18 protein-coding genes are annotated in these 20,106 nt (G+C 74.0%); 9 read left to right on the forward strand and 9 right to left on the reverse strand.

Annotated elements, in window-relative coordinates:
* Positions 1 to 35: 35 nt before the first annotated feature.
* Together AB0J21_RS16385 and AB0J21_RS16390 are read right to left on the reverse strand one after the other, a co-directional pair.
* On the reverse strand, positions 36 to 1,118 hold the full coding sequence (locus tag AB0J21_RS16385; RefSeq protein WP_363146626.1) for a DUF2637 domain-containing protein: 1,083 nt from the start codon (positions 1,116 to 1,118) through the stop codon (positions 36 to 38).
* 536 nt (positions 1,119 to 1,654) lie between these two features.
* The gene (locus AB0J21_RS16390; RefSeq protein WP_363146627.1) at positions 1,655 to 2,539 is read right to left on the reverse strand and encodes a (2Fe-2S)-binding protein; all 885 of its coding nucleotides are present in this window, start codon (positions 2,537 to 2,539) and stop codon (positions 1,655 to 1,657) included.
* 160 nt (positions 2,540 to 2,699) lie between these two features.
* On the opposite strand from AB0J21_RS16390, the gene AB0J21_RS16395 reads away from it, so the two are divergent.
* On the forward strand, positions 2,700 to 3,638 hold the full coding sequence (locus AB0J21_RS16395; protein ID WP_363146628.1) for an FCD domain-containing protein: 939 nt from the start codon (positions 2,700 to 2,702) through the stop codon (positions 3,636 to 3,638).
* A gap of 85 nt (positions 3,639 to 3,723) precedes the next feature.
* On the opposite strand, the gene AB0J21_RS16400 is transcribed toward AB0J21_RS16395, so the two are convergent.
* Together AB0J21_RS16400 and AB0J21_RS16405 are read right to left on the reverse strand one after the other, a co-directional pair.
* Positions 3,724 to 4,506, reverse strand: a complete 783-nt coding sequence (locus tag AB0J21_RS16400) for a hypothetical protein (protein ID WP_363146629.1) — start codon at positions 4,504 to 4,506, stop codon at positions 3,724 to 3,726.
* Between the two features lie 278 nt (positions 4,507 to 4,784).
* The gene (locus AB0J21_RS16405) at positions 4,785 to 6,467 is read right to left on the reverse strand and encodes a PucR family transcriptional regulator ligand-binding domain-containing protein (protein WP_363146735.1); all 1,683 of its coding nucleotides are present in this window, start codon (positions 6,465 to 6,467) and stop codon (positions 4,785 to 4,787) included.
* A gap of 387 nt (positions 6,468 to 6,854) precedes the next feature.
* Here AB0J21_RS16405 and AB0J21_RS16410 point away from each other — a divergent pair, with 387 nt between their 5' ends.
* The 6 genes from AB0J21_RS16410 to AB0J21_RS16435 all read left to right on the forward strand — a co-directional run bounded on the left by AB0J21_RS16410 (position 6,855) and on the right by AB0J21_RS16435 (position 14,492).
* A complete protein-coding gene (locus tag AB0J21_RS16410) occupies positions 6,855 to 7,748 on the forward strand; it encodes a xanthine dehydrogenase family protein subunit M (RefSeq protein ID WP_363146630.1) in 894 nt (297 codons plus the stop codon).
* A complete protein-coding gene (locus AB0J21_RS16415; RefSeq protein ID WP_363146631.1) occupies positions 7,739 to 8,320 on the forward strand; it encodes a (2Fe-2S)-binding protein in 582 nt (193 codons plus the stop codon). The genes AB0J21_RS16410 and AB0J21_RS16415 overlap by 10 nt, the downstream gene beginning before the upstream one ends.
* 111 nt (positions 8,321 to 8,431) lie before the next feature.
* A complete protein-coding gene (gene pucD / locus AB0J21_RS16420) occupies positions 8,432 to 10,798 on the forward strand; it encodes a xanthine dehydrogenase subunit D (protein WP_363146736.1) in 2,367 nt (788 codons plus the stop codon).
* Positions 10,799 to 11,061: 263 nt separating this feature from the next.
* A complete protein-coding gene (locus AB0J21_RS16425; protein ID WP_363146632.1) occupies positions 11,062 to 12,513 on the forward strand; it encodes an NCS2 family permease in 1,452 nt (483 codons plus the stop codon).
* Positions 12,514 to 12,554: 41 nt separating this feature from the next.
* Positions 12,555 to 13,676, forward strand: coding sequence for an XdhC/CoxI family protein (locus AB0J21_RS16430; protein WP_363146633.1), 1,122 nt, complete (start codon positions 12,555 to 12,557; stop codon positions 13,674 to 13,676).
* 447 nt (positions 13,677 to 14,123) lie between these two features.
* Positions 14,124 to 14,492, forward strand: a complete 369-nt coding sequence (locus AB0J21_RS16435; RefSeq protein ID WP_363146634.1) for a VOC family protein — start codon at positions 14,124 to 14,126, stop codon at positions 14,490 to 14,492.
* A gap of 127 nt (positions 14,493 to 14,619) precedes the next feature.
* Here the strand turns inward: AB0J21_RS16435 and AB0J21_RS16440 are convergent, their stop codons facing one another.
* The 4 genes from AB0J21_RS16440 to AB0J21_RS16455 all read right to left on the reverse strand — a co-directional run bounded on the left by AB0J21_RS16440 (position 14,620) and on the right by AB0J21_RS16455 (position 17,667).
* Positions 14,620 to 15,456, reverse strand: coding sequence for an SAM-dependent methyltransferase (locus AB0J21_RS16440; RefSeq protein WP_363146635.1), 837 nt, complete (start codon positions 15,454 to 15,456; stop codon positions 14,620 to 14,622).
* A 126-nt stretch (positions 15,457 to 15,582) separates the two neighbouring features.
* Positions 15,583 to 16,272 carry a 1,4-alpha-glucan branching protein gene (locus AB0J21_RS16445; protein ID WP_363146636.1) on the reverse strand — a complete coding sequence of 230 codons (690 nt, stop codon included), beginning with the start codon at positions 16,270 to 16,272 and terminating at the stop codon, positions 15,583 to 15,585.
* A gap of 80 nt (positions 16,273 to 16,352) precedes the next feature.
* On the reverse strand, positions 16,353 to 16,907 hold the full coding sequence (locus AB0J21_RS16450; RefSeq protein ID WP_363146737.1) for a DinB family protein: 555 nt from the start codon (positions 16,905 to 16,907) through the stop codon (positions 16,353 to 16,355).
* Between the two features lie 346 nt (positions 16,908 to 17,253).
* Positions 17,254 to 17,667 (reverse strand): hypothetical protein, encoded by a 414-nt coding sequence (locus AB0J21_RS16455; RefSeq protein WP_363146744.1) that lies wholly within the window; start codon positions 17,665 to 17,667, stop codon positions 17,254 to 17,256.
* A 76-nt stretch (positions 17,668 to 17,743) separates the two neighbouring features.
* Here AB0J21_RS16455 and AB0J21_RS16460 point away from each other — a divergent pair, with 76 nt between their 5' ends.
* Together AB0J21_RS16460 and AB0J21_RS16465 are read left to right on the forward strand one after the other, a co-directional pair.
* Positions 17,744 to 17,902: a helix-turn-helix domain-containing protein gene (locus AB0J21_RS16460; protein WP_363146738.1), complete on the forward strand. Its 159-nt coding sequence runs from the start codon at positions 17,744 to 17,746 to the stop codon at positions 17,900 to 17,902.
* A gap of 102 nt (positions 17,903 to 18,004) precedes the next feature.
* Positions 18,005 to 19,123 carry a winged helix DNA-binding domain-containing protein gene (locus tag AB0J21_RS16465; protein WP_363146637.1) on the forward strand — a complete coding sequence of 373 codons (1,119 nt, stop codon included), beginning with the start codon at positions 18,005 to 18,007 and terminating at the stop codon, positions 19,121 to 19,123.
* 40 nt (positions 19,124 to 19,163) lie between these two features.
* Here the strand turns inward: AB0J21_RS16465 and AB0J21_RS16470 are convergent, their stop codons facing one another.
* The gene (locus AB0J21_RS16470) at positions 19,164 to 20,018 is read right to left on the reverse strand and encodes a LuxR C-terminal-related transcriptional regulator (RefSeq protein ID WP_363146638.1); all 855 of its coding nucleotides are present in this window, start codon (positions 20,016 to 20,018) and stop codon (positions 19,164 to 19,166) included.
* Positions 20,019 to 20,106 lie beyond the last annotated feature (88 nt).

Consider the following 20,106-nt stretch of genomic DNA (forward strand, 5'->3'; position numbering starts at 1 on the left):
TCGGTCACCGCCGTCGGGCCGGGCGCGGGGCGCGCTCAGCCGAACTGCCGCTCCATTTCCTTGAGCTTGCGCTCCAGCGAGTCGAGCCGGGGCAGCGCCTGCGTGTCGTCCTCCGCCGTCAGGTCGACGACGTCCGCTCCTTTCGGAGCGCCCTCATCGGCCTTGGCGGGCGTGGCCGACAGGGCCTGGAGGGAAGGGCGGGCGGACACCGGGGTCTGGTCCTGCCCCGGTATCGCGGGGTCCGCCTCGATCTGGGCCTGGCCGGCGGCCATCGCCTGCTGGACCTGCTGGACGTCGACCTGACGGCCGCCGCCCCTGCCGCCCCAGCCCCGGCCGCTCCGGCTGATGGCCTTCAGCTGAGCCTTCTTCAGACGCGCCTGCTGTCGGTCGCGCTGACGCTCCAGCTGCTTCTGCCGCTTGTCGTCCCGCACCTCGTCCACCGCCTCGTCCAGGCTGCGCACGCCCTCAAGGAGCATGAGCGACCAGGCGCCGAAGGTCTCGCGCGGCGCCCGCAGCCAGCGGACCATGCGGATCTGCGGCAGCGGACGCGGCACGAGGCCCTGCTCGCGCAGTGCGGCCCGCCGGGTCTGCTTCAGCGCCCGGTCGAACAGCACCGCCGCCGACAGGGACATGCCGGAGAAGAACTGCGGAGCGCCCGCGTGGCCCGCGCCCCTGGGGGCGTGCACCCAGTTGAACCAGGCGGCGGCCCCGGCGAAGGTCCACACCAGCAGGCGTGAGCCGAGCGCCGCGTCACCGTGGCTGGCCTCGCGCACGGCGAGCACGGAGCAGAACATCGCCGCCCCGTCCAGGCCGAAGGGCACGAGGTACTCCCAGCCGCCGCTGAGGTTCAGGTTCTGCTGGCCGAAACCGACCAGCCCGTGGAAGGAGAGCGCGGCGGCGACCGCCGCACAGCAGAAGAGCAGCACGTACGAGGCGCTGCCGTAGATCGCTTCCTTGCGCCTGCGCCGCTCCTCGCTGCGCTCCCACGTGTCCTCGGCCGCTGCCGCCTTGGCCCCGGCCCGCTTGCCACGCGTGAGCACCGCGACCGCCACCAGCATGCCCAGGAGCAGTACGGCGCCGGGTAGCAGCCAGTCCAGCGATATGTCGGTCAGTCTCATCAGGGGTCCCTTGCGTCGCGGTAGGGCCTTTCGGTGCCATAGTGGCGCACTCCGAAAAGCCGTCAGGTGTTTTCCGGGCAATAGGGCGCCACGAAGGGGGAGCCTGTCCCCGGAAGGCGTCAACCTGCTCGAACTCTCCTGCGAAAACCGGGAGTTCAGTGCGAGACAGATTACCCGTAAGCGAGGATCTCCGGGAAATGCTTGCTAGTGGGAACGCCGTGGCACCCGGGGTGCTGCTTCTGCCGGGTTCCGGAAGGCGGGGGTGGGGGCGGGCGCGGCTGGAAAGGGCCTGTGTGGACGGGGTGTTGGAAGGGTAAAGCCCTGCCGCTTCCCGCCTGGGCCGGCCCTCCCCGCCGCCGTTCGCAGGGGGCGCCGATGTGACGGTTTGTGAACGGGGTGCCGGGAGGGGCGCGGGGCAGTGCCGCCGCCGGGCTCCGGCCGGTGTCGTGGGGACGCGTGAAAGCCCCGCCGAGGCGGGGCCGGACGCCGGGGGAGTACCCGGTAGGTGGGAACGGGCGAGCGAGGGGGCGGGGTGGTCAGCCCTGGGCCGCGCGCTCCGCCATGAGGCGTTCGACCCGCTCCGTGTCGCAGGTGCGCGGGCAGGTGACGCAGGTGTCCTCGGGGCGCAGCGTGTAGAACATGCAGCAGCTCGCGCGGTCCCTGGTCTGCAGCGGCTCGCCGTTCGGGCCGGTCAGCTCGCGGAAGCCGGTGTCCCCGACGTACGGCTTGGTGGAACCGGGCAGCAGCGCCTCCAGCTCCGCCATGGCGCGCGGCTCCTCGCCGAGCAGATGCCCGACGTACCAGAGGCTCTCGACGATCTCGTCGGTCGCCGTGCCCCACAGCGCCCGGCCGCGACGGCGCATCCGCGGTCCGAAGCTCTCGAAGAGCGGCAGCAGGTGGGCGGCCACGGCCGCGCGCACCTCGGCGCGCAGCGCCTCCTCGTCCGGGACCACGATCGCGAGCGGGTGGCCGGCGGCCGGATCGTCGGGCAGGCACGCGAAGCTCGTCGGCCGCAGGACCATGCGGCCCCGCGCGCGGTGGAAGGAGACCTGGTCCACGGTGACGCGCGGGACCCGGCGCACCAGGAACCACGGCACGGTGATCAGCAGGCAGGCCGGCCAGGCGTAGCGGTGGAAGCCGAAGCTCGCGACGACGTCGGGGCGCGCCTGCTGTCCGTAGTCCCGCTCGACCTGCTCGCTGTCCCACGAGAGGAAGGCGTCCAGGGCGGCTCCGCCGGCCGCGAGCGCCGCGACCTCGACCCAGCCCGGCCCCTCGGGAAGGCTTCCGTCCGCCGGCGCCTCGGTGACCTGGAGCCCGGGGAAGACCTCGGCGAGCCGCGCGTAGGCCTCGGCGAGCGGGGAGGGGGCGTGCGGCGCGGAGGGGGCGGGCAGGCGGGCCGGAGCCGGGGCGGGGAAGGGCATGCCGATGACCACCGAATCGGGTTCGTTTGCAGGTAAGCCTTACCTTACCCGATGTGATCCAGATGGGAAGCGGGGGCCCGGCCGCCTATCGTGCTCACGGGGTGCGCACATCTGTGCGCCCCCAGGAGCCGCCCCCAAGGCCCCCCGAGGAGAGACCGCAGTGGACCACGACCGAGGTGGACGAGAGGCACCGTCCGGCCGCCCGCCGCGACCGGAGGCGTCCGGCGCCGCGAGCGAGAGCCCGGAGCGGTCCGGTGAGAAGGCCGAGTGGTGCGGCGACGAAGGCACGGAGTGGTCCGGCGGGAGCCGGGAGCGCTCCCGGGCGCCGCAGCGGTCCGTGCGTGTGCCGCCGCCCCGGCATCCGGGGGACGACCACGGCAGTCCGGCCCGCGGGGAGCATCCGCACGCGCGGTGGCCCTCGGCGGACGACCCGGCGGGGCCGTTGGACCCGGAGGGCTCCGACGGCCCCGGCCCGGCCGGCCCGCGTACGCCCCTGCGGCGTTCCTCGGTGCGCGGGCAGATCCTGAGCGCGCTGCGCTCGGCCCTCGACGCCGGTGAGCTCGTGCCCGGCGAGGTCTACTCCGCCCCGGTCCTCGGCGACCGCTTCGGTGTCTCCGCCACCCCCGTCCGTGAGGCGATGCAGCAACTCGCCGCCGAGGGCGCCGTGGAGACCGTGCCCAACCGGGGTTTCCGCGTCGTCTCCCGTACCCCGCGCGACCTGAGCGAACTGTCCGAGATACGGCTCCTGATCGAGCTGCCGACGGTCTCCCGGCTGGCCAGGGACGCCGCCCCCGAGCGGCTCGCCGCGCTGCGCCCGCCCGCCGAGGCCACCCTGCGGGCCGCCGAGGCCGGGGACCGGGGCGTCTACGCCCAGGCCGACCGGGCCTTCCACCGTGCGGTGCTCACCCTCTGCGGCAACGACCACCTCGTGCGGGTCGCCGACGATCTCCATCTGCGCGGGCAGTGGCCGACAGGACGAGGACGCGGGGTGCTGGTCGCCGACGCGGTGCAGCACGTCGCGCTCGTGGACGCCCTCGTCGAGGGCGACATCGGCGCCGTACGCGACCTCGTACGCGGCCACTTCGCCGCCGCGGAGTGAGCGCGCGGCCCCGGCCCGCGCCCGCTCCGCCGCGGCTCGCCCGCCGCTGATCCCCGACGTGCCCCGGCCCGCCGGGCCCCGTTTCCTAAGCGAGGTCGGCCGTGGGCGCGGGCAGCCCCAGACGGGGGGCCAGCGCGGCGGGGACCCTGTCCAGCAGCAGCCACAGGCGGCGCGCCTCCGCCCGCAGGCGCGCGGCCTCGCTCTCGCCCTCCGTGTCGGCGAGCGCGGCGAGCGTCGCCGCGACACCCACGACGTACCCGAGGTCCTCCCGCAGCCGCAGACACTGCGCGAAACCGTGCCGGGCCTCCGCCAGTTCGCCGTCGCGCAGCGCGAGTTCCGCGAGATGGTGCCAGGTGTACGACTGGAGCAGCACGTCGTGATGGGCGGTGGCCCCCGCGTGCGCCCTGCGGTACGCGGCCCGCGCGGACTGCGGGGCCTGCGCGAGATGCTCCGCGATCAGTCCGCGCCGGAAGTCGAGCAGCGGACGGCGCGCCGAACCCGGGGCCAGCAGGGCGGCCGCCCGGCCCAGCGCGCTGCTCGCCTCGTCGGCCCGGTCCCTGACCCCGAGCAGCGTCGCCGCGTAGGCGAGGTGCCCGCGTTCACAAGCGGCCGCGCCCCGCGCGTCGTCGTCGCGGGCCAGCGCCTCCGCCGTCCGCAGCCCGTCCTCCGCCTGCTCCCAGCCCTCGCCCGTGTAGAGACAGCGTTCGACAAGAAGGGCGGCGCGCCGCAACGCGGGCTCGGGGCCCGGCAGGTCCTCCAGCAGGGACGCCGCCTCGCTCCAGCAGCCGCGCGCACGCAGCCGCCACACCGAGTTCTCCACGGACGCCGCCCGGTCCCCGGGCGTGGACGTCGATACGGAATCAGGCATGGCGGTGTCCGCCACCTTCCCCTCCTCAAGCGCGCCGGCGAGCTCTGGGCGAATCCCAGCACGGATAGCCGGTCGCGCCAAGGGGGCGGGTGAAAGTTTTCACAAGACGGGCGACGGGCCGTGCCGCCCGGGGAATCAAGGGCCGACGGCCACCGCGCCCCCCACCTGCGCGGGGAGCGCGGAACCCCCGGCTCCGGCCGCCCGGGCCGTGGCCCCGGGGACCGGCGCCCGGGCGCGACATCCGACGCGTGCGGGGCCCGGGGCCCGGCGACGGGCCCTCAGCTCATCCGCAGGGCGAGGAAGAAGTCGAGCTTGTCCTCCAGACGCGACAGGTCCCTGCCGGTGAGTTGCTCGATCCTGCCGACCCGGTAGCGGAGGGTGTTCACATGCAGATGCAGCCGGGTCGCGCAACGGGTCCAGGACCCGTCGCTGTCCAGGAACGCCTCCAGGGTCGGCACCAGCTCGGCCCGGTGACGGCGGTCGTACTCGCGCAGCGGGTCGAGCAGCCGCGCGGTGAAGGCACGGCGCACGTCGTCGGGGACGAAGGGCAGCAGCAGGACGTGCGAGGCGAGTTCCTGATGACCGGCCGCATTGACCGGCCCGGGGCGTGCGGCGGCGACCCGGCGGGCGTGCCGGGCCTCTTCGAGGGCGCCGCGCAGCGCCTCGGCGGAGTGCACGGCGGCGCTCAGCCCGAGGGTGAGCCGGCCCTCCTCGCCGAGCCCGGCGCCCAGCGGCCCGCTCACCTCGTCCAGGAGGGCCTGGGCGAGCAGGCCGGACTCCGAGCCGTCGTGCTCGGCGGCGACCGCGGGCAGCGGGACGAGGGCGACCGCCTCGGCCCCGAACTGGGCGACGGCCGTCCGGTCGCCGCCGTCCTGGCCCGCGGCCTGCGGGCCGCTCAGGATCTCCTCCAGCAGAGCCTGGGCCGGCCGCCCGTCCGTGCCCTCTTCGTCCGCCCACTCCACCTGGGCGACGATCACCTGCCAGTGCGGGGCCGCCCCCGCGCCCGGCATCAGGACCGGCGCGGCGACCCGCAGCCGGGCGGCGGTCTCGGCCGCCGGGGCGCCGTTCTGCACCAGCTCCAGGATCTCCCCGGCCAGTCGCCGCCGTACGGTGCGCGCCGCCTCCCTGCGGTCCCGTTCGACCGCGATGAGCTGGGTCACCCCCTCCAGCAGTTCCCCGCGCTCCTGCGGCCAGTCCGCCGCGTCCGCCGCCACGGCCAGCAGCCACTCGGTCAGCTCGGCGTGCCGCCGTCCCGGACCGGCCACCGGGTCGGGCAGGGTGCCGGAGGGCCGTACCGGGAACAGCGAGTACACCGTCCCGTCGACGCTGAGCCGGTGCGCGCCCAGGCGTCCGGTCCGTACGGCCGTGAGGTGCCCGGCGGCGAGCGCGCCGCGCACCTCGGGGCTCAGCCCGGCCGAGGCGGCGAGCTGCGAGCCGGCCACCTCGCGGCCGGTCGCCGACAGGACCCAGGCGCGCAGGTCGAGGTCGCTGCCGAGCAGGTCGAGCACGGCGCCCGGTCCGCCGCCCGCCGGTCCCGCCGTCATGAGCCTGCGGTGCCGGTCGACGACCGCCGCGAGGTCCCCGGCACGCTCCCCGGACACCTGCCGCACGACGTGCTCGGTGATGGCCGCGAACGCCACCCGCTCGCTCACCGAGAACAGCGGCAGCCGGTGGCGCGCGCACGCCGCGACCAGATCCTCGGGGACCGGGCCCAGCTCCGCCTCGCCCGCCGCGAGCGCGACGACCCCGGCCTCGGACAGGATGCGCGCGAAGGACTCCGAGTCCTCGGGGCCGTGCCGCCAGGCGAGCCCGGTCAGGACCAGCTCCCCGCCCGACAGGTAGCGGCTCGGGTCGCGCAGGTCGGTCGTCATGACCCCGCGCACCGTGCGCTCCAGTTCCTCCGCCCCGCCGAGCAGCCGCAGCCCCAGCGCGTCGGTCTCCAGCAATGCGCGCAGCCGCATGTCCTCGCCGCCGATCCGTCTAGAAAAGATGTCCATGGGTCCGCCCCACCCCGGCAAGGTCACCGCGACCGCTGTCGCCTGCGGTTTCCCCGGGGAAACAGCGAGGTTAACCGGCCCCGCCGTTCATATGAATCTACAAGACCTCGGGGCTGGCCAGCCAACTCCTTCATGGATTCCGTGACTGCCCGGGCCCGTGCCCGGCCCGCTTCACTGGACCCACCGTGGCGCAGGTCACGCCGAAGCCCTCCCGCCTCCCGGAGCCCGCCGCCCCGCCGGCAGCCCGCACGACCGGAGCGACCCGCACGACGCGGCGTACGACGGGAAGCCCCGTACGCCGCGCGAAAGACCGTCCGCCGATCCGCTCGCCCCGACCGGAAGAGAGCCTTCATGGACTTCCTTCGCCCCGCCGACTGGGAGGAGGCGCTCGCCGCGAAGGCGGAGCATCCGGGCGCCGTACCCCTCGCGGGCGGCACCGACGTCATGGTCGAGATCAACTTCGACCACCGCAGGCCCGAGCACCTGCTCGACCTGGGCCGGATCGCCGAACTCGCCGAGTGGGAGGCGGACGGGGACACCGTACGGCTCGGCGCGAGCGTCCCGTACACGCGCGTCATGACGGACCTGCGGGCCCAGCTGCCCGGCCTCGCGCTCGCCTCGCACACCGTGGCCTCCCCGCAGATCCGCAATCGTGGCGGGGTCGGCGGCAACCTCGGCACCGCCTCCCCGGCCGGCGACGCCCACCCCGCGCTGCTCGCCTCGGGCGCCGAGGTCGAGGCGGCCTCCGTGCGCGGCACCCGGCTCATCCCGATCGACGACTTCTACACCGGCGTGAAACGCAACGCGCTCGCCCCCGACGAGCTGATCCGCGCCGTCCGCGTCCCGAAGGCGCGCGGACCGCAGCAGTTCTCCAAGGTCGGCACCCGCAACGCCATGGTCATCGCGGTGTGCGCCTTCGGCCTCGCCCTGCACCCCGACACCCGCACCGTGCGCACCGGCATCGGCTCCGCCGCCCCCACCCCGGTACGCGCCAAGGACGCCGAACTGTTCCTCGGCTCCGTACTGGAGGAGGAGGGGTGCTGGGACAGCGGCCGGGCCCCCGGCGCCGCCGCCCTCAAGGAGTTCGCCCAACTGTGCTCGGCCGCCTGCAACCCCATCGACGACGTACGGGGCAGCGCGAGCTACCGCAGGCACGCGGTCGGCGTGATGGCCCGCAGGACACTCACCTGGGCCTGGGAGGCCCACCGCACCGGACACCGGCAGGGAGGTACGGCATGCGCGTGAACTTCACCGTCAACGGGCGCCGGCAGGAGGCGGACGACGTGTGGGAGGGCGAGTCCCTCCTCTACGTCCTGCGCGAGCGGCTGGGCCTGCCCGGCTCCAAGAACGCGTGCGAGCAGGGCGAGTGCGGCTCGTGCACCGTCCGGCTCGACGGCGTGCCGGTGTGCGCGTGCCTGGTCGCGGCGGGGCAGGCCGAGGGGCGCGAGATCGTCACCGTCGAAGGGCTCGCGGACCACGCGGCGCGCCGTACGGCCGAGGAGACCGGCCGGGCGCCCGAGGGGGTGCCGCTCGACGCGGCCCGCCGCTGGGAGGCGCGCCCGCACGATCCGGCGAACACCCCGCTCTCGCCCGTGCAGCAGGCGTTCGTGGACGCGGGCGCCGTCCAGTGCGGCTTCTGCACCCCGGGCCTGCTGGTCGCCGCCGACGAGATGTTGGAGCACAACCCCTCGCCGACGGACGCGGACATCCGCGAGGCGCTGTCCGGCAACCTGTGCCGCTGCACCGGCTACGAGAAGATCCTCGACGCCGTACGGCTGGCCGCCGCCCGCCAGGAGACCGCGAAGGAGGCGATCTGAGTGCGCCCCGCAGAACACCGGACCGACACCGCCCCGGCCACCCGCCAGGCCCCGGCCACCCGCCAGGCCCCGGCCGCCCGCCAGGCCCCGCCGTCCGGCACCCCGACCGGACTGACCCAGAACCAGGGCACCGGCACGCGCGGCGGCGTCGGCGAATCCACCCTGCGGCCCGACGGCGTCCTCAAGGTCACCGGCGAGTTCGCGTACGCCTCCGACATGTGGCACGAGGACATGCTGTGGGGCCACACGCTGCGCTCGACCCTCGCGCACGCCGAGATCCGCTCGATCGACACGGCGCAGGCCCTCGCGACGCCCGGCGTGTACGCGGTCCTCACGTACGAGGACCTGCCGACCGAGGTCAGGCACTACGGGCTGGAGATCCAGGACACCCCGGTCCTCGCGCACGGCCGGGTCCGCCACCACGGCGAGCCCGTCGCCCTCGTCGCCGCCGACCACCCGGAGACCGCGCGCCGCGCCGCCGCGAAGATCAGGGTCGACTACGCCGAACTCCCGGTCGTCACCGACGAGTCGAGCGCGACCGCCCCGGACGCCCCGCTGCTCCACGAGAACCGCGACGACCACCACATCGGGCACGTCGCCCACCCCAACATCGTGCACCGCCAGCCCATCGTGCGCGGCGACGCCGGCGCGGCGGCCGCCCGCGCCGACGTGATCGTGCGCGGCGAGTACGTCTTCGGCATGCAGGACCAGGCGTTCCTCGGGCCCGAGGCGGGGCTCGCGGTACCCGCCGAGGACGGCGGAGTGGACCTCTACATCGCGACCCAGTGGCTCCACTCCGACCTGCGGCAGATGGCCCCGGTCCTCGGGCTGCCGCCCGAGAAGATCCGGATGACCCTCTCCGGGGTGGGCGGCGCCTTCGGCGGCCGCGAGGACCTGTCGATGCAGATCCACGGCTGCCTGCTCGCGCTGCGCACCGGCAAACCCGTCAAGATGGTCTACAACCGCTTCGAGTCCTTCTTCGGCCACGTCCACCGCCACCCCGCGAAACTCCGGTACGAGCACGGCGCGACCCGCGACGGGAAACTCACCCACCTCAAGTGCCGCATCGTGCTGGACGGCGGGGCCTACGCCTCCGCCTCCCCGGCCGTCGTCGGCAACGCGGCCTCCCTCGGCGTGGGCCCCTACGTCGTGGACGACGTCGACATCGAGACGATCGCGCTCTACACCAACAACCCGCCGTGCGGGGCGATGCGCGGCTTCGGCGCCGTTCAGGCCTGCTTCGCCTACGAGGCGCAGATGGACAAGCTCGCGGCCGCGCTCGACATGGACCCGGTCGAGTTCCGCCGCCTCAACGCGATGTCCCAGGGCGATCGACTGCCCACCGGCCAGGTCGTGGACTCCCCGGCCCCGGTCGCCGAACTGCTGCGCCGCGTCAAGGCCCGGCCGCTGCCGCCACCGCGGCAGTGGGAGTCCACCGAGGGCGTCGACGTACGGCAGTTGCCCGGCGGACTGTCCAACACCACGCACGGCGAGAGCGTCGTACGGGGCGTCGGCTACGCGGTCGGCATCAAGAACGTCGGCTTCTCCGAGGGCTTCGACGACTACTCGACCGCCCGGGTACGCCTGGAGAACCTCGCCGGGCAGGCCGTCGCGACCGTGCACACCGCGATGGCCGAGGTCGGACAGGGCGGCGTCACCGTGCACGCCCAGATCGCCCGCACCGAACTCGGCGTCAACCAGGTCACGATCCAGCCCGCCGACACGCGGGTCGGCTCGGCCGGATCCACCTCCGCCTCGCGGCAGACGTACGTCACCGGGGGCGCCGTCAAGCACACCTGCGAGGCCGTCCGCGCCAAGGTGCTCGACCTCGGACGGGCCAGGTTCGGCACCTACCACCCGGCCTGGGCCACCGCCGAACTCCTCCTGGAGGAGGGCAAGGTGGTGACCGACGGCGGAGAGGTGCTCGCGAGTCTCGCCGAGGTCCTGGGCGAGGAGGTGATCGACATCGAGAAGGAGTGGCGCCACCGGCCCACCGAACCCTTCGACCCGCGCACCGGCCAGGGCAGGGGCCACGTCCAGTACTCCTTCGCCGCGCACCGCGCGGTCGTCGAGGTGGACACCGAACTCGGCCTCGTCAAGGTCGTGGAACTGGCCTGCGCGCAGGACGTCGGCAAGGCCCTCAACCCGCTGTCCGTCCAGGGCCAGATCCAGGGCGGCACGACGCAGGGCCTCGGCATCGCGGTCATGGAGGAGATCCTCGTCGACCCGGTGACCGCGAAAGTGCGCAACCCCTCCTTCACCGACTACCTCATCCCGACGATCCTCGACACACCCACCATCCCCGTCGACGTCCTCGAACTCGCCGACGAGCACGCCCCGTACGGGCTGCGCGGCATCGGCGAGGCACCCACCCTGTCGTCCACCCCGGCCGTACTCGCCGCGATCCGCGCGGCCACCGGCCTCGAACTGAACCGCGTCCCGGTCCGGCCCGAGCACCTGACCGGAACGGGGTCCTGAAAGGAGCCGACGGGCGGCGAACGGGGTCCTGAAAGGGGCCGACGGGCGGCCGGGACACGCGGACACCGGCACGTGGCCGCCCACCGCCCCGGCCCTGCGCCCGGACGCCCCCGCCCGCCCGACCCGGCACCTCCGCACCGAAGACATCCACCCCACCCGCGGCCCGTCCCGTCCCCCCGCACGCGGGCACCCTCCCGTGCCCGGCCCGTGCCCGGACGGTCGGACGGCTGAGGGTCCCCACGCGCACCCCGGGAGTTGGCACCATGTCCCAGCAATCCGTGCGGCCGACGACGTCCGCCGAGGAGACGCCCGCCGGCCCGCGTTTGCCGGCCGGCCGGTCCTGGCCCGACCGCTACTTCCACATCTCCGAGCGGGGCTCGACCCTCGCCCGTGAGATACGCGGCGGCCTGACGACGTTCATGGCGATGTGCTACATCCTGCTGCTCAACCCACTGCTGCTCGGCGGGCCGGACGCCGCCGGGCACCGGCTCGACCACGCCGCGCTCATCACCGCGACCGCGCTCGCCGCTGCCGTGAGCACCCTCCTCATGGGCCTGGTCGGCAAGGTGCCGCTCGCCCTCGCCGCCGGGCTCAGCGTCTCCGGGGTGCTCGCCACCCAGGTCGCCCCGCACATGACGTGGCCGCAGGCGATGGGCATGTGCGTCGTCTACGGGGCGGTCATCGTGCTGCTCGTCGTCACGGGCCTGCGCGAACTCGTCATGAACGCGATCCCGCAGGCCCTCAAACACGGCATCACCATCGGCATCGGCCTGTTCATCGCGCTCATCGGCCTGGTCAACGCGGGCTTCGTCGGCAAGGGAGACCCGGTGACACTCGGCACCGGCGGTCAGCTGTCGGGCTGGCCGGTCCTGCTGTTCTGCGTGACGCTGCTCCTGATCTTCATGCTCCAGGCCCGCTCCGTACCCGGCGCCATCCTCATCGGCGTCGTCGCGGGAACGATCCTCGCGGTGCTCGTCAACGCCGTCGCCGGTCTCGACCCGAAGGTGTGGGGCGGCTCCCCGCCCGAGCTGAACGGCTCCGCCGTGTCCATGCCGGACTTCGGGCTCTTCGGCGACGTCGAGTTCGGCGGCTGGGGCGACATCGGCGGGCTCACCGTGGGCGTCATCGTCTTCACCCTGGTCCTCGCCGGATTCTTCGACGCGATGGCCACGATCATCGGCGTCGGCACCCAGGCCGGACTCGCCGACGAGCAGGGACGCATGCCCGGACTGTCGAAGGCGCTCCTGGTGGACGGGGCGGGCGGGGCGATCGGCGGGATCGCCGGCGCCTCCGGTCAGACCGTCTTCGTCGAGTCCGCGACCGGCGTCGGCGAGGGCGCCCGCACCGGACTCGCCTCCGTCGTGACGGGCCTGCTGTTCACGGCCGGGCTCTTCTTCACCCCGCTCGCGCAGATCGTCCCGGGACAGGTGGCCGCCGCCGCGCTCGTCGTGATCGGCTCGATGATGCTGCGCAACGCCCGGCACGTCGACTGGACCGACCATTCCGTCGCCGTCCCCGTCTTCCTCACCGTCGTCCTCATGCCGTTCACCTACTCCATCACGGCCGGGGTGGGCGCCGGAGTGATCGCCTATACGGCCATCAAGGCGGCACAGGGCCGCTTCCGGGAGACCGGCCCCTTCATGTGGGTACTGACGGCGGTGTTCCTCGTCTACTTCGCCCTGCACCCGATCGAGAGCTGGCTCGGCGTCCGCTAGGGCCGCAGGCCGCCCCGTCCCCGTCCCCGAGGAGACCGAGAATGCTGGACATCGCCGACGTACTGCACGGCTGGGCCCGGGAGGGGCGCGCCTTCGCCGTCGCCACCGTCGTCTCCGTGACCGGCAGCGCCCCGCGCCGGCCCGGGGCGGCGCTCGCCGTGGACGAGGACGGCACCGTGACCGGCTCGGTCTCCGGCGGCTGCGTCGAGGGCGCCGTCTACGAGCTGTGCCGCCAGGCCCTCGGCGACGGACACACCGTCCTCGAACGCTTCGGCTACAGCGACGAGGACGCCTTCGCGGTCGGCCTCACCTGCGGCGGCGTCATCGAGGTCCTCGTCACCCCGGTGCGCCCCGGCCAGGAGCCCTACGCCCGCGTCCTGGAGACGGCCGCCGGGGGCGGGACGACAGCGCTGGCCCGGGTCGTCGACGGACCGCCCGAACTGCTCGGCGCGGCCCTCACCGTGGACGCCGGGGACCGGCCGGGCGGCGGCTTCGGCGGCCCCGGGGCCCTCGACCGTACGGCGCGGCGCGAGGCGGCCGCGCTGCTCGCCGCGGGCCGCACCGGCCGCGTCACCATCGGCGCGGACGGCTCGCGCTGCGGACGCCCCGTGACCCTGCTCGTCGAGTCCAGCGTGCCCCCGCCCCGGCTGATCGTCTTCGGGGCGATCGACTACGCGGCGGCCCTCGTCCGGGCCGGCGCCTTCCTCGGCTACCGCGTCACGGTGTGCGACGCGCGCCCCGTCTTCGCGACCCCCGAACGATTCCCCGGCGCCGACGAGGTGGTCGTCGAGTGGCCGCACCGCTACCTCGCGGCGACCGCGACCGACGAGCGCACCGTGCTGTGCGTCCTCACGCACGACGCCAAGTTCGACGTCCCGCTGCTGCGGATCGCGCTGCGCCTCCCGGTCGCCTACGTCGGCGCGATGGGCTCGCGCCGCACCCACCTGGACCGGCTGAGCCGCCTGCGCGCGGAGGGCCTGACCGAACCCGAACTCGCCCGCCTGCGCTCACCGATCGGCCTCGACCTCGGGGCCTCCACCCCGGAGGAGACCGCCCTGTCGATCGCGGCGGAGATCGTGGCGGTCCGCAACGGCGGCACCGGAGCCCCCCTGACCGGCGCCCACCGCCCCATCCACGGCACCCGGCCCTCGCTGGTCCGATGACTGCACCACGTCGGTGATCCGCCGGCGTTCCCGCTGGTGCGGCCGGAGGATCTCGGCACGTCGTCGTTCCAGGCGATGCCCTCCGCGCACCGGTTCTGACGGGTGGCAGCGGCCGACTGCCCTTGGCCGGTGCGATGGACGTCGGCCGGCGGCAGGCGACCGAGGCGGAGACGACCGCGGTGATCGGCGGCTCCGGACGGCTCCGGACGGCCTGGAGCCGGGCCCGTTCGGTCTTGCGAGGTGGTGCTGAATTGGCTCAAGAAGCTCTTTGCGGCTGCGTCAACGTGAAGGAGCAGCCCGGCGGCATGGCGTGACGCTCTTTCCGGGTGCTCCTCCTGGTCGTGAGCGACGGTGGGGGGTGTAGAGCGTCCGGCAGGGCGGACGGCCGATGAGTTCGCCGCCCTCGACCGGTCTACTGAGCGACCCATCGTTCACGACAGGAGTGCCATGTCCACCATTCAGCCGGTGATCCTGACCGCCGACCAGGACACCCTGCTCGGCTTCTACACGCAGTTGTTCGGCGCGGAGGAGATCTTCCGGATTCCGGAGGAAGGCCCGGCCTTCTACCTCGGCCTGCGCATCGGCGACACCGACCTCGGCCTGGTGGCCAAGACGGACGCGGGGACAGGGGCGGCACCGCGGATGCTGCTCAGCATCGGTGTCGACGACGTCGACGAGACGCTGGGCCGGGTGACGGCGCTGGGCGGCTCGGTGAGCAGAGGCCCCCACGACATGCCGTGGGGCCAGCGCGTCGCCCACATCAAGGACCCCGACGGCAACCCGGTGAACCTCACCCAGCCGGTCCCGGCTCAGTGAGGCCGCCCGGGTGCCTGCCGTGGTCGCGGGCCGCCTGCGGTCCAGATCCTTAGCCGGTGGTGGCCTCGGTTTCCGTCAGGATGAGCAGCGCGCGAAACACGCGGGTGGGGCGAGCGGGGCCGGCGCGTCAGGGCTTGCGGGCCACCCCGCACACGGCGTTGCCCTGTTCGAGCAGCAGGTCCCGCGCGTCGGGCTCGGGGCGCCACTCCCCGGTGCGCACCACTCCGGGCTCGACCAGGTCCAGCCCGTCGAAGTACGCGGCGATGCGCTCGGGGGAGCGCAGGTGGTACGAGCTGGCCGAGTTCGCGTTGTACGCGGCTATCGCGGCGTTGAGCGTCTCGCTGGTGTCGGTCCCGTCGCACAGCGCCAGGTAACTGCCCGGGGGCAGCGCCGCGACCAGCTCCGCGACGAGCGAAGCCGGATCGTCCTCGTCGGGCAACTGCCCCATGATGCCGAGCATGGTCAGCCCGATCGGCCGCGTGAAGTCCAGTGTCCGGGCGGCCCCTTCGAGGATGCGGCCGGGCTCGCGCACATCGGCGTCGAGGTAGGCGCAGGCGCCCTCGGGCGTGCTCGTGAGCAGGGCCCGCGCGTGGACGAGGACCAGCGGATCGTTGTCGACGTACACGATCCGCGAGCCGGGCGCCACGCCCTGCGCCACCTCGTGCGTGTTGTCCGCCGTGGGCAGCCCGGTGCCGAGGTCGAGGAACTGGCGCACCCCGGCCTCGGCGGCGAGATACCGCACGGCCCGCTTCAGGAAACGGCGCTGTCCACGGGCGATCCCGGCGATGTCCGGGAACGCCCGCAGGATCATGTCGCCCGTCTCGCTGTCGACGGGATAGTTGTCCTTCCCGCCGAGCAGGTGGTTCCACACCCGAGCCGAATGCGGCTGGTCGGTCCTCAGCCGCGCGGCGAGGGACCCGCCCACCGGGGTCTCGTCGACGCCGTCCACCTGATCATGATTCATGAGGAAGAGCTTCACACGAGCAGCCGAAGTCGCGCCAGCATGAGTCGAGTTCCGGGATACCTGGGGCAGGGGGCGCGCAAGTGGGAGTGTGGAACCGGAGCCTTGGACGCGGCCCGGCGACGGCTGCTACGCCCGCTCGCGCAGCTCCGCGAACCGCCCCCGCCGCCCGGCACCGTCCGCCGCCGACCACCCGGCGTCGACGTGGCCCAGGACCGGCGGCGTCACACTCTCCGACTCGTTCTCGGCCAGGACACGGTGGAAGCGCAGCACCAGACCGGGAGTACCTTCGCCTCCGCCGGTGAGCAGGACGTCGGTGCCCTCGGGCCCCGAGACGACGGAGGCGATCTCCGCGCCGGCGCCCAGGGCGAGCGCCTCCGGGGCCCGGCCGGCGCGCCGGGCCAGCACCGTCGGGTCCGGGGTGTCGCTCTGGCTCTGGGCCTGCGGCTCGGCCTCGCCTCGCAGCAGGGCGAGCACCTGGGCGACCAGCACCGGGTCGTGCGTCCCGTCGTACACCCAGCGCTTGCCGAGCACGCCGTGCTCGGTGGTGCCGATGAGACCGGCCTCGGCCCCGTCGAGCGGAGCCGCTCGGTACGTGAACGGCACGTGATACGTGACGGGTTCGGGCCCCGAGACGTCGGACGCCGCCATGAACTCGATGCCGACCTCCCCGGCCGGGTCGTCGAGCCGGAACCCGCCGGCCTTCACCGGGGTGGCCGCCAACGGCCCGGAGCCCCGGAACCAGGGCTGACGGGGCAGCCAGCCGGCCAGCAGTTCCACCTTGGTCGGAGTCAGTGTCGTACGGTGAATGACCGCCATTGCGCAAACCTTTCCTGGACCCGGGCGCCTCGCGAGGCGTACGCCCCACATCCTGCCAGCCGCCTCACCACCCCGCCCCGTCATTCCGTCAGCACGAGCCACTGCCGCCCGTCGACGAGTTCCCGCACGACGTCGAGGTGCCCGGCGTGACACGCGGTCTCCGTCACGACGTGCAGCAACACCTCGCGCAAGGTGTGCAACCGGTTGTGCCCGGACTGATCGTCCGGCCACCACGCGGGAGGCGTGAGAGCGGTGCGGGCCGTGACGACCGCGTCGGCCGAGGCGCACTCCGCGCGGTAGAGACCGATGACGCCCGGCCCGTCGTCCCCGGGCGCGAGCCGCCAGGCGTTGTCGTCCGCGGTGGAGGCCAGCACCTGAGCGACCACTTCCTCCTCACCGGCGACGACCCCCCGGAACCAGAACCGCTCCACATCCAGCGCCAGATGCCGCACCAGGCCGAGCGGACTCCACCCGGAGGGCAACACCGAACGGTGCAGCGTCTCCTCGTCCAGCCCGTCGAGAGCCTCCAGGACGTGCCGCCGCTCGGCTCTCAGGACGTCGAGCAGCACCCCCACCTCCGCATCGCCCCCGTCAGCCCCACTCCCGGCCCGCCCGCCGTCCTTGGCGCTCGTCACGTCCACAGCAACTTCCCCTCTCGATCCACGAAGCAACAACAGATGACGCACGCCCCACCCTAGGAGGGGGCACTGACAAGAGCGCCGACGCGAAGCATTCAGCAGGGTCAGGACGCAGCCCGTCGGGAACCCCGTATGGGCTGATGTACCCGCTGCCGGAGTTCAGCGCTTCCACGGTCGACGGCTTCTAGGGGACGATGCGCTCGGTGACCTTGCGGGACACCGCCGTCAACGAGATGTGGGCGTCCTCGCCCGTGAGCACCCAGGCGGTCGGCGCCCTGGAGCACGACCAGGTCAGGTTGTACGTCGGGTTGCGTGGCGCGGTGGGCCTCCAGGACCCGCACGATCAGGGTGGTGACGCGCATGTCACGGCGGGCACCTGCTTCATGCACCACTGCGTGACGGAGAAGAACTTCCACACCACGCCCGAGATCGGCACCCGCATCTTCATCTCCCCCGGCGACGCTTTACGGCCCCTGGTCGCCGGGAGACCGCGCACCGGCCGGACCACCTCGCCCGCGGCACGGATCCTCATGGCGCACACGAGTACGGTGCAGCGGACCCTGGGCGACCTCGGGCCGCGGGCGCGCTCGCGTCCCGCAACGCCCTGCTCGAACTGGCCAAGGGCCTGGTCCTCGACCACTTCGACGCCCGCGAGCCCGTCTTCACCCCGGCGCCGGCGCAGGCGGCCAAGGACCTGGCCGCTGCCCGGCTCACCGACGCCGACCTGGCGACGGCCACGATCGCCGCGCGACTGCACGTGTCCGTCCGCACCCTCCAACGGGCCTTCGCGAGCCTGGACGAGTCGTTCAGCGCTTCACATCCGCCGCCGGCGCCTGGAAGCGGCGGCCGAGGCGCTCACCGCCCCCGGATCGCGGCTCAGCGTGTCCGAGGCCGCCGCGCTCTGGCAGTTCACCGACAGCAGCCACTTCATCCGCGCTTCCAAAAGGCAGTACCACGCGGCACCGGCGCAGTACGCACGCCGGCTGACGTGACGACCCACTCGCCCCCGAGTGCCGTACGGCCCCCGCGTGCCGTACCCCCCGACACGGCCCCCGAGGACCGTTTCTGTCCTCAAGGCCGCCTACCGTGCCGTCATGAAGACGTCCGCCGCCCCCGTCCTCAGTGACCGCGCCCTCGGCCGGGCCCTGCTCGCCCGGCAGTATCTGCTGGAGCGGGCACCGCTGTCCGTCGACGAGGCGCTGAGCCGGCTGCTCGGGCTTCAGGCGCAGAACGTGAGACCGCCGTACGGGGCGCTCGCCGCCCGGCTCGACGGGTTCGGGCCGGGGGAACTGGCCGGGGCCATGGAGCGGCGGGAGGCCGTGCGGCTGGTCACGATGCGGTCGACGCTGCACACGCACACGGCGGCCGACGCCCTCGCCCTCGCCCCGTTCACCCTGCCCGTCCGGCACCGCGAACTGACCCACTTCCGCAAGGGGCTCGCCGGGGTCGACCTCGACCGGCTCACCACGGTCAGCCGCGCGCTGATGCTGGAGGAGCCCCGCACCCCCGCACAGTTGAGGGACGCGCTCTCGCCCCTGTGGCCCGAGGCCGATCCGCGTGCCCTCTCGGTCGCGGCGCGGTGCCTTCAGCACCTGGTCCAGGTCACTCCGCGCGGGCTGTGGGGTCGTAGCGGTGGCGTGGCGCTCACACCACTCGATCACTGGCTCGGCAGGGAGGCCCCGGAGGCGGGGGCCGCTGCGCACAGCGTCGTACGGCGGTATCTCGCCGCCTTCGGGCCCGCCTCCGTCAGGGACGTGCAGCAGTGGTCGGGGCTCCGGGGGCTGCGGTCCGCCGTCGACCAACTCCGTCCCGAACTGCTCGCGTTCCGTTCGCAGAGCGGTACTGAACTGTTCGACCTGCCGGACGCGCCCCGTCCGGACCCCGATACTCCCGCGCCGCCCCGGCTGCTGCCCGAGTTCGACAACGTCCTGCTCTCGCACGCCGACCGCGCCCGGATCGTGCCGCCCGCGTACAAGGGCCGTACGTGGAAGGGCAACCGGGCGTTCCCCGTGCTTCTTGTCGACGGGCGGGTCGCCGGGGTGTGGGAAGCGGACGGCGCCACCGTCACCGTGCGAGCCTTCACGCCGCTCGACCGTGGGGCGCGCGAGGCGACGGCCGCCGAGGCGAGCCGGCTGCACGCGGTACTCGCGTCGGCGTCGCAGGACGCGGAGGGCACCGTGTCCGACGTCCGCTTCGAGCCCGCGCCGCAGTGACGCGGACGCGGCGTCCCCTGACGGTGGATCTACCGCGAATTCACGGCAGGAAGCCCGCGCGGCGGGCCCTCGCCACCGCCTCGCCGCGGGTGTGCGCGCCCAGCTTGCGCATCGCGGAGCGCAGGTACGCCTTGACGGTTTCCGGGCGCAGCCCCAGCTGCCGCGCCGCCAGCGCGTTCGTCGCCCCCTCGGCCACGCGGCCGAGGACGTCCAGTTCGCGCGGGGCCAGCGCTGTCCCGGCCCCGGTGCCCCGCAGCGTGCCCGCCCCCGCCAGTCGCGCACAGGCCGCGAGGAGTTCCGCGCGCAGCGGCCCCTCGTCCAGGCGCGGCGCGAGGGCCCGCAGCTCCCCGTGCGCCTCGCGGACCTCCTCCCAGGCTGCGGCCGAGTCCACCGGTTCCCGGGCCGCAGCGAGCAGGGAACGCACCTCGTCCCGCACGACGAGGGACTGCTCGACGTCGCGGGCCGCCTCGACCGCCGCGTGCAGCGTCCGGTCGCCCAGCGGCTCGGCCGAGCGCAGCGCCCCGTACAGCACGGCCCGCACCCGGCGCCGTACGACCACGGGCACCGCGAGCACCGCGCGCAAGCCCTCCGTCGCGACCGCCACGTCGTACTCGTGGCTGATGGAACGCGCGCGGCGGTAGTCGCTGACCGTGCACGGACGGCTCAGGGCGACCGCCTTCCCGCCCAGGCCGTTGCCCGCCGACACCGCGAGGCCGTCCAGCGCCGCCGTACCCGTGCCGCTCAACTCGCCGATCCGCACCCGGTGACCGCCGCGCAGCGGGCCGCCGAAGGCCACGGGCAGTCCCGTGGCGCGCCGCAGCCGCAGCAGGGCGGCGCGGATGTCGCCCGCGTCACCCGGGTCCGCCCGGCCCACGACCTGGGTGTCCGCCGCCATATGTGCCTCCGTCCGCCACCGCGCCCAGGAAAAATACGCCGCCACCCCCGAACAGGGGTAGTGAGACCCACGTCACGCGTACACGATG

Source organism: Streptomyces sp. NPDC049954, from assembly GCF_040656295.1.
Classification (GTDB): Bacteria; Actinomycetota; Actinomycetes; order Streptomycetales; family Streptomycetaceae; genus Streptomyces.

Bases quoted from the DNA above. Each gene is read 5' to 3' on its own strand.
- AB0J21_RS16385 (WP_363146626.1), bottom strand. From the start codon at position 1,118: ATGAGACTGACCGACATATCGCTGGACTGGCTGCTACCCGGCGCCGTA.
- AB0J21_RS16390 (WP_363146627.1), bottom strand. From the start codon at position 2,539: ATGCCCTTCCCCGCCCCGGCTCCGGCCCGCCTGCCCGCCCCCTCCGCG.
- AB0J21_RS16400 (WP_363146629.1), bottom strand. From the start codon at position 4,506: ATGCCTGATTCCGTATCGACGTCCACGCCCGGGGACCGGGCGGCGTCC.
- AB0J21_RS16405 (WP_363146735.1), bottom strand. From the start codon at position 6,467: ATGCGGCTGCGCGCATTGCTGGAGACCGACGCGCTGGGGCTGCGGCTG.
- AB0J21_RS16410 (WP_363146630.1), top strand. From the start codon at position 6,855: ATGGACTTCCTTCGCCCCGCCGACTGGGAGGAGGCGCTCGCCGCGAAG.
- AB0J21_RS16415 (WP_363146631.1), top strand. From the start codon at position 7,739: ATGCGCGTGAACTTCACCGTCAACGGGCGCCGGCAGGAGGCGGACGAC.
- AB0J21_RS16425 (WP_363146632.1), top strand. From the start codon at position 11,062: ATGTCCCAGCAATCCGTGCGGCCGACGACGTCCGCCGAGGAGACGCCC.
- AB0J21_RS16430 (WP_363146633.1), top strand. From the start codon at position 12,555: ATGCTGGACATCGCCGACGTACTGCACGGCTGGGCCCGGGAGGGGCGC.
- AB0J21_RS16435 (WP_363146634.1), top strand. From the start codon at position 14,124: ATGTCCACCATTCAGCCGGTGATCCTGACCGCCGACCAGGACACCCTG.
- AB0J21_RS16440 (WP_363146635.1), bottom strand. From the start codon at position 15,456: ATGAATCATGATCAGGTGGACGGCGTCGACGAGACCCCGGTGGGCGGG.
- AB0J21_RS16445 (WP_363146636.1), bottom strand. From the start codon at position 16,272: ATGGCGGTCATTCACCGTACGACACTGACTCCGACCAAGGTGGAACTG.
- AB0J21_RS16465 (WP_363146637.1), top strand. From the start codon at position 18,005: ATGAAGACGTCCGCCGCCCCCGTCCTCAGTGACCGCGCCCTCGGCCGG.
- AB0J21_RS16470 (WP_363146638.1), bottom strand. From the start codon at position 20,018: ATGGCGGCGGACACCCAGGTCGTGGGCCGGGCGGACCCGGGTGACGCG.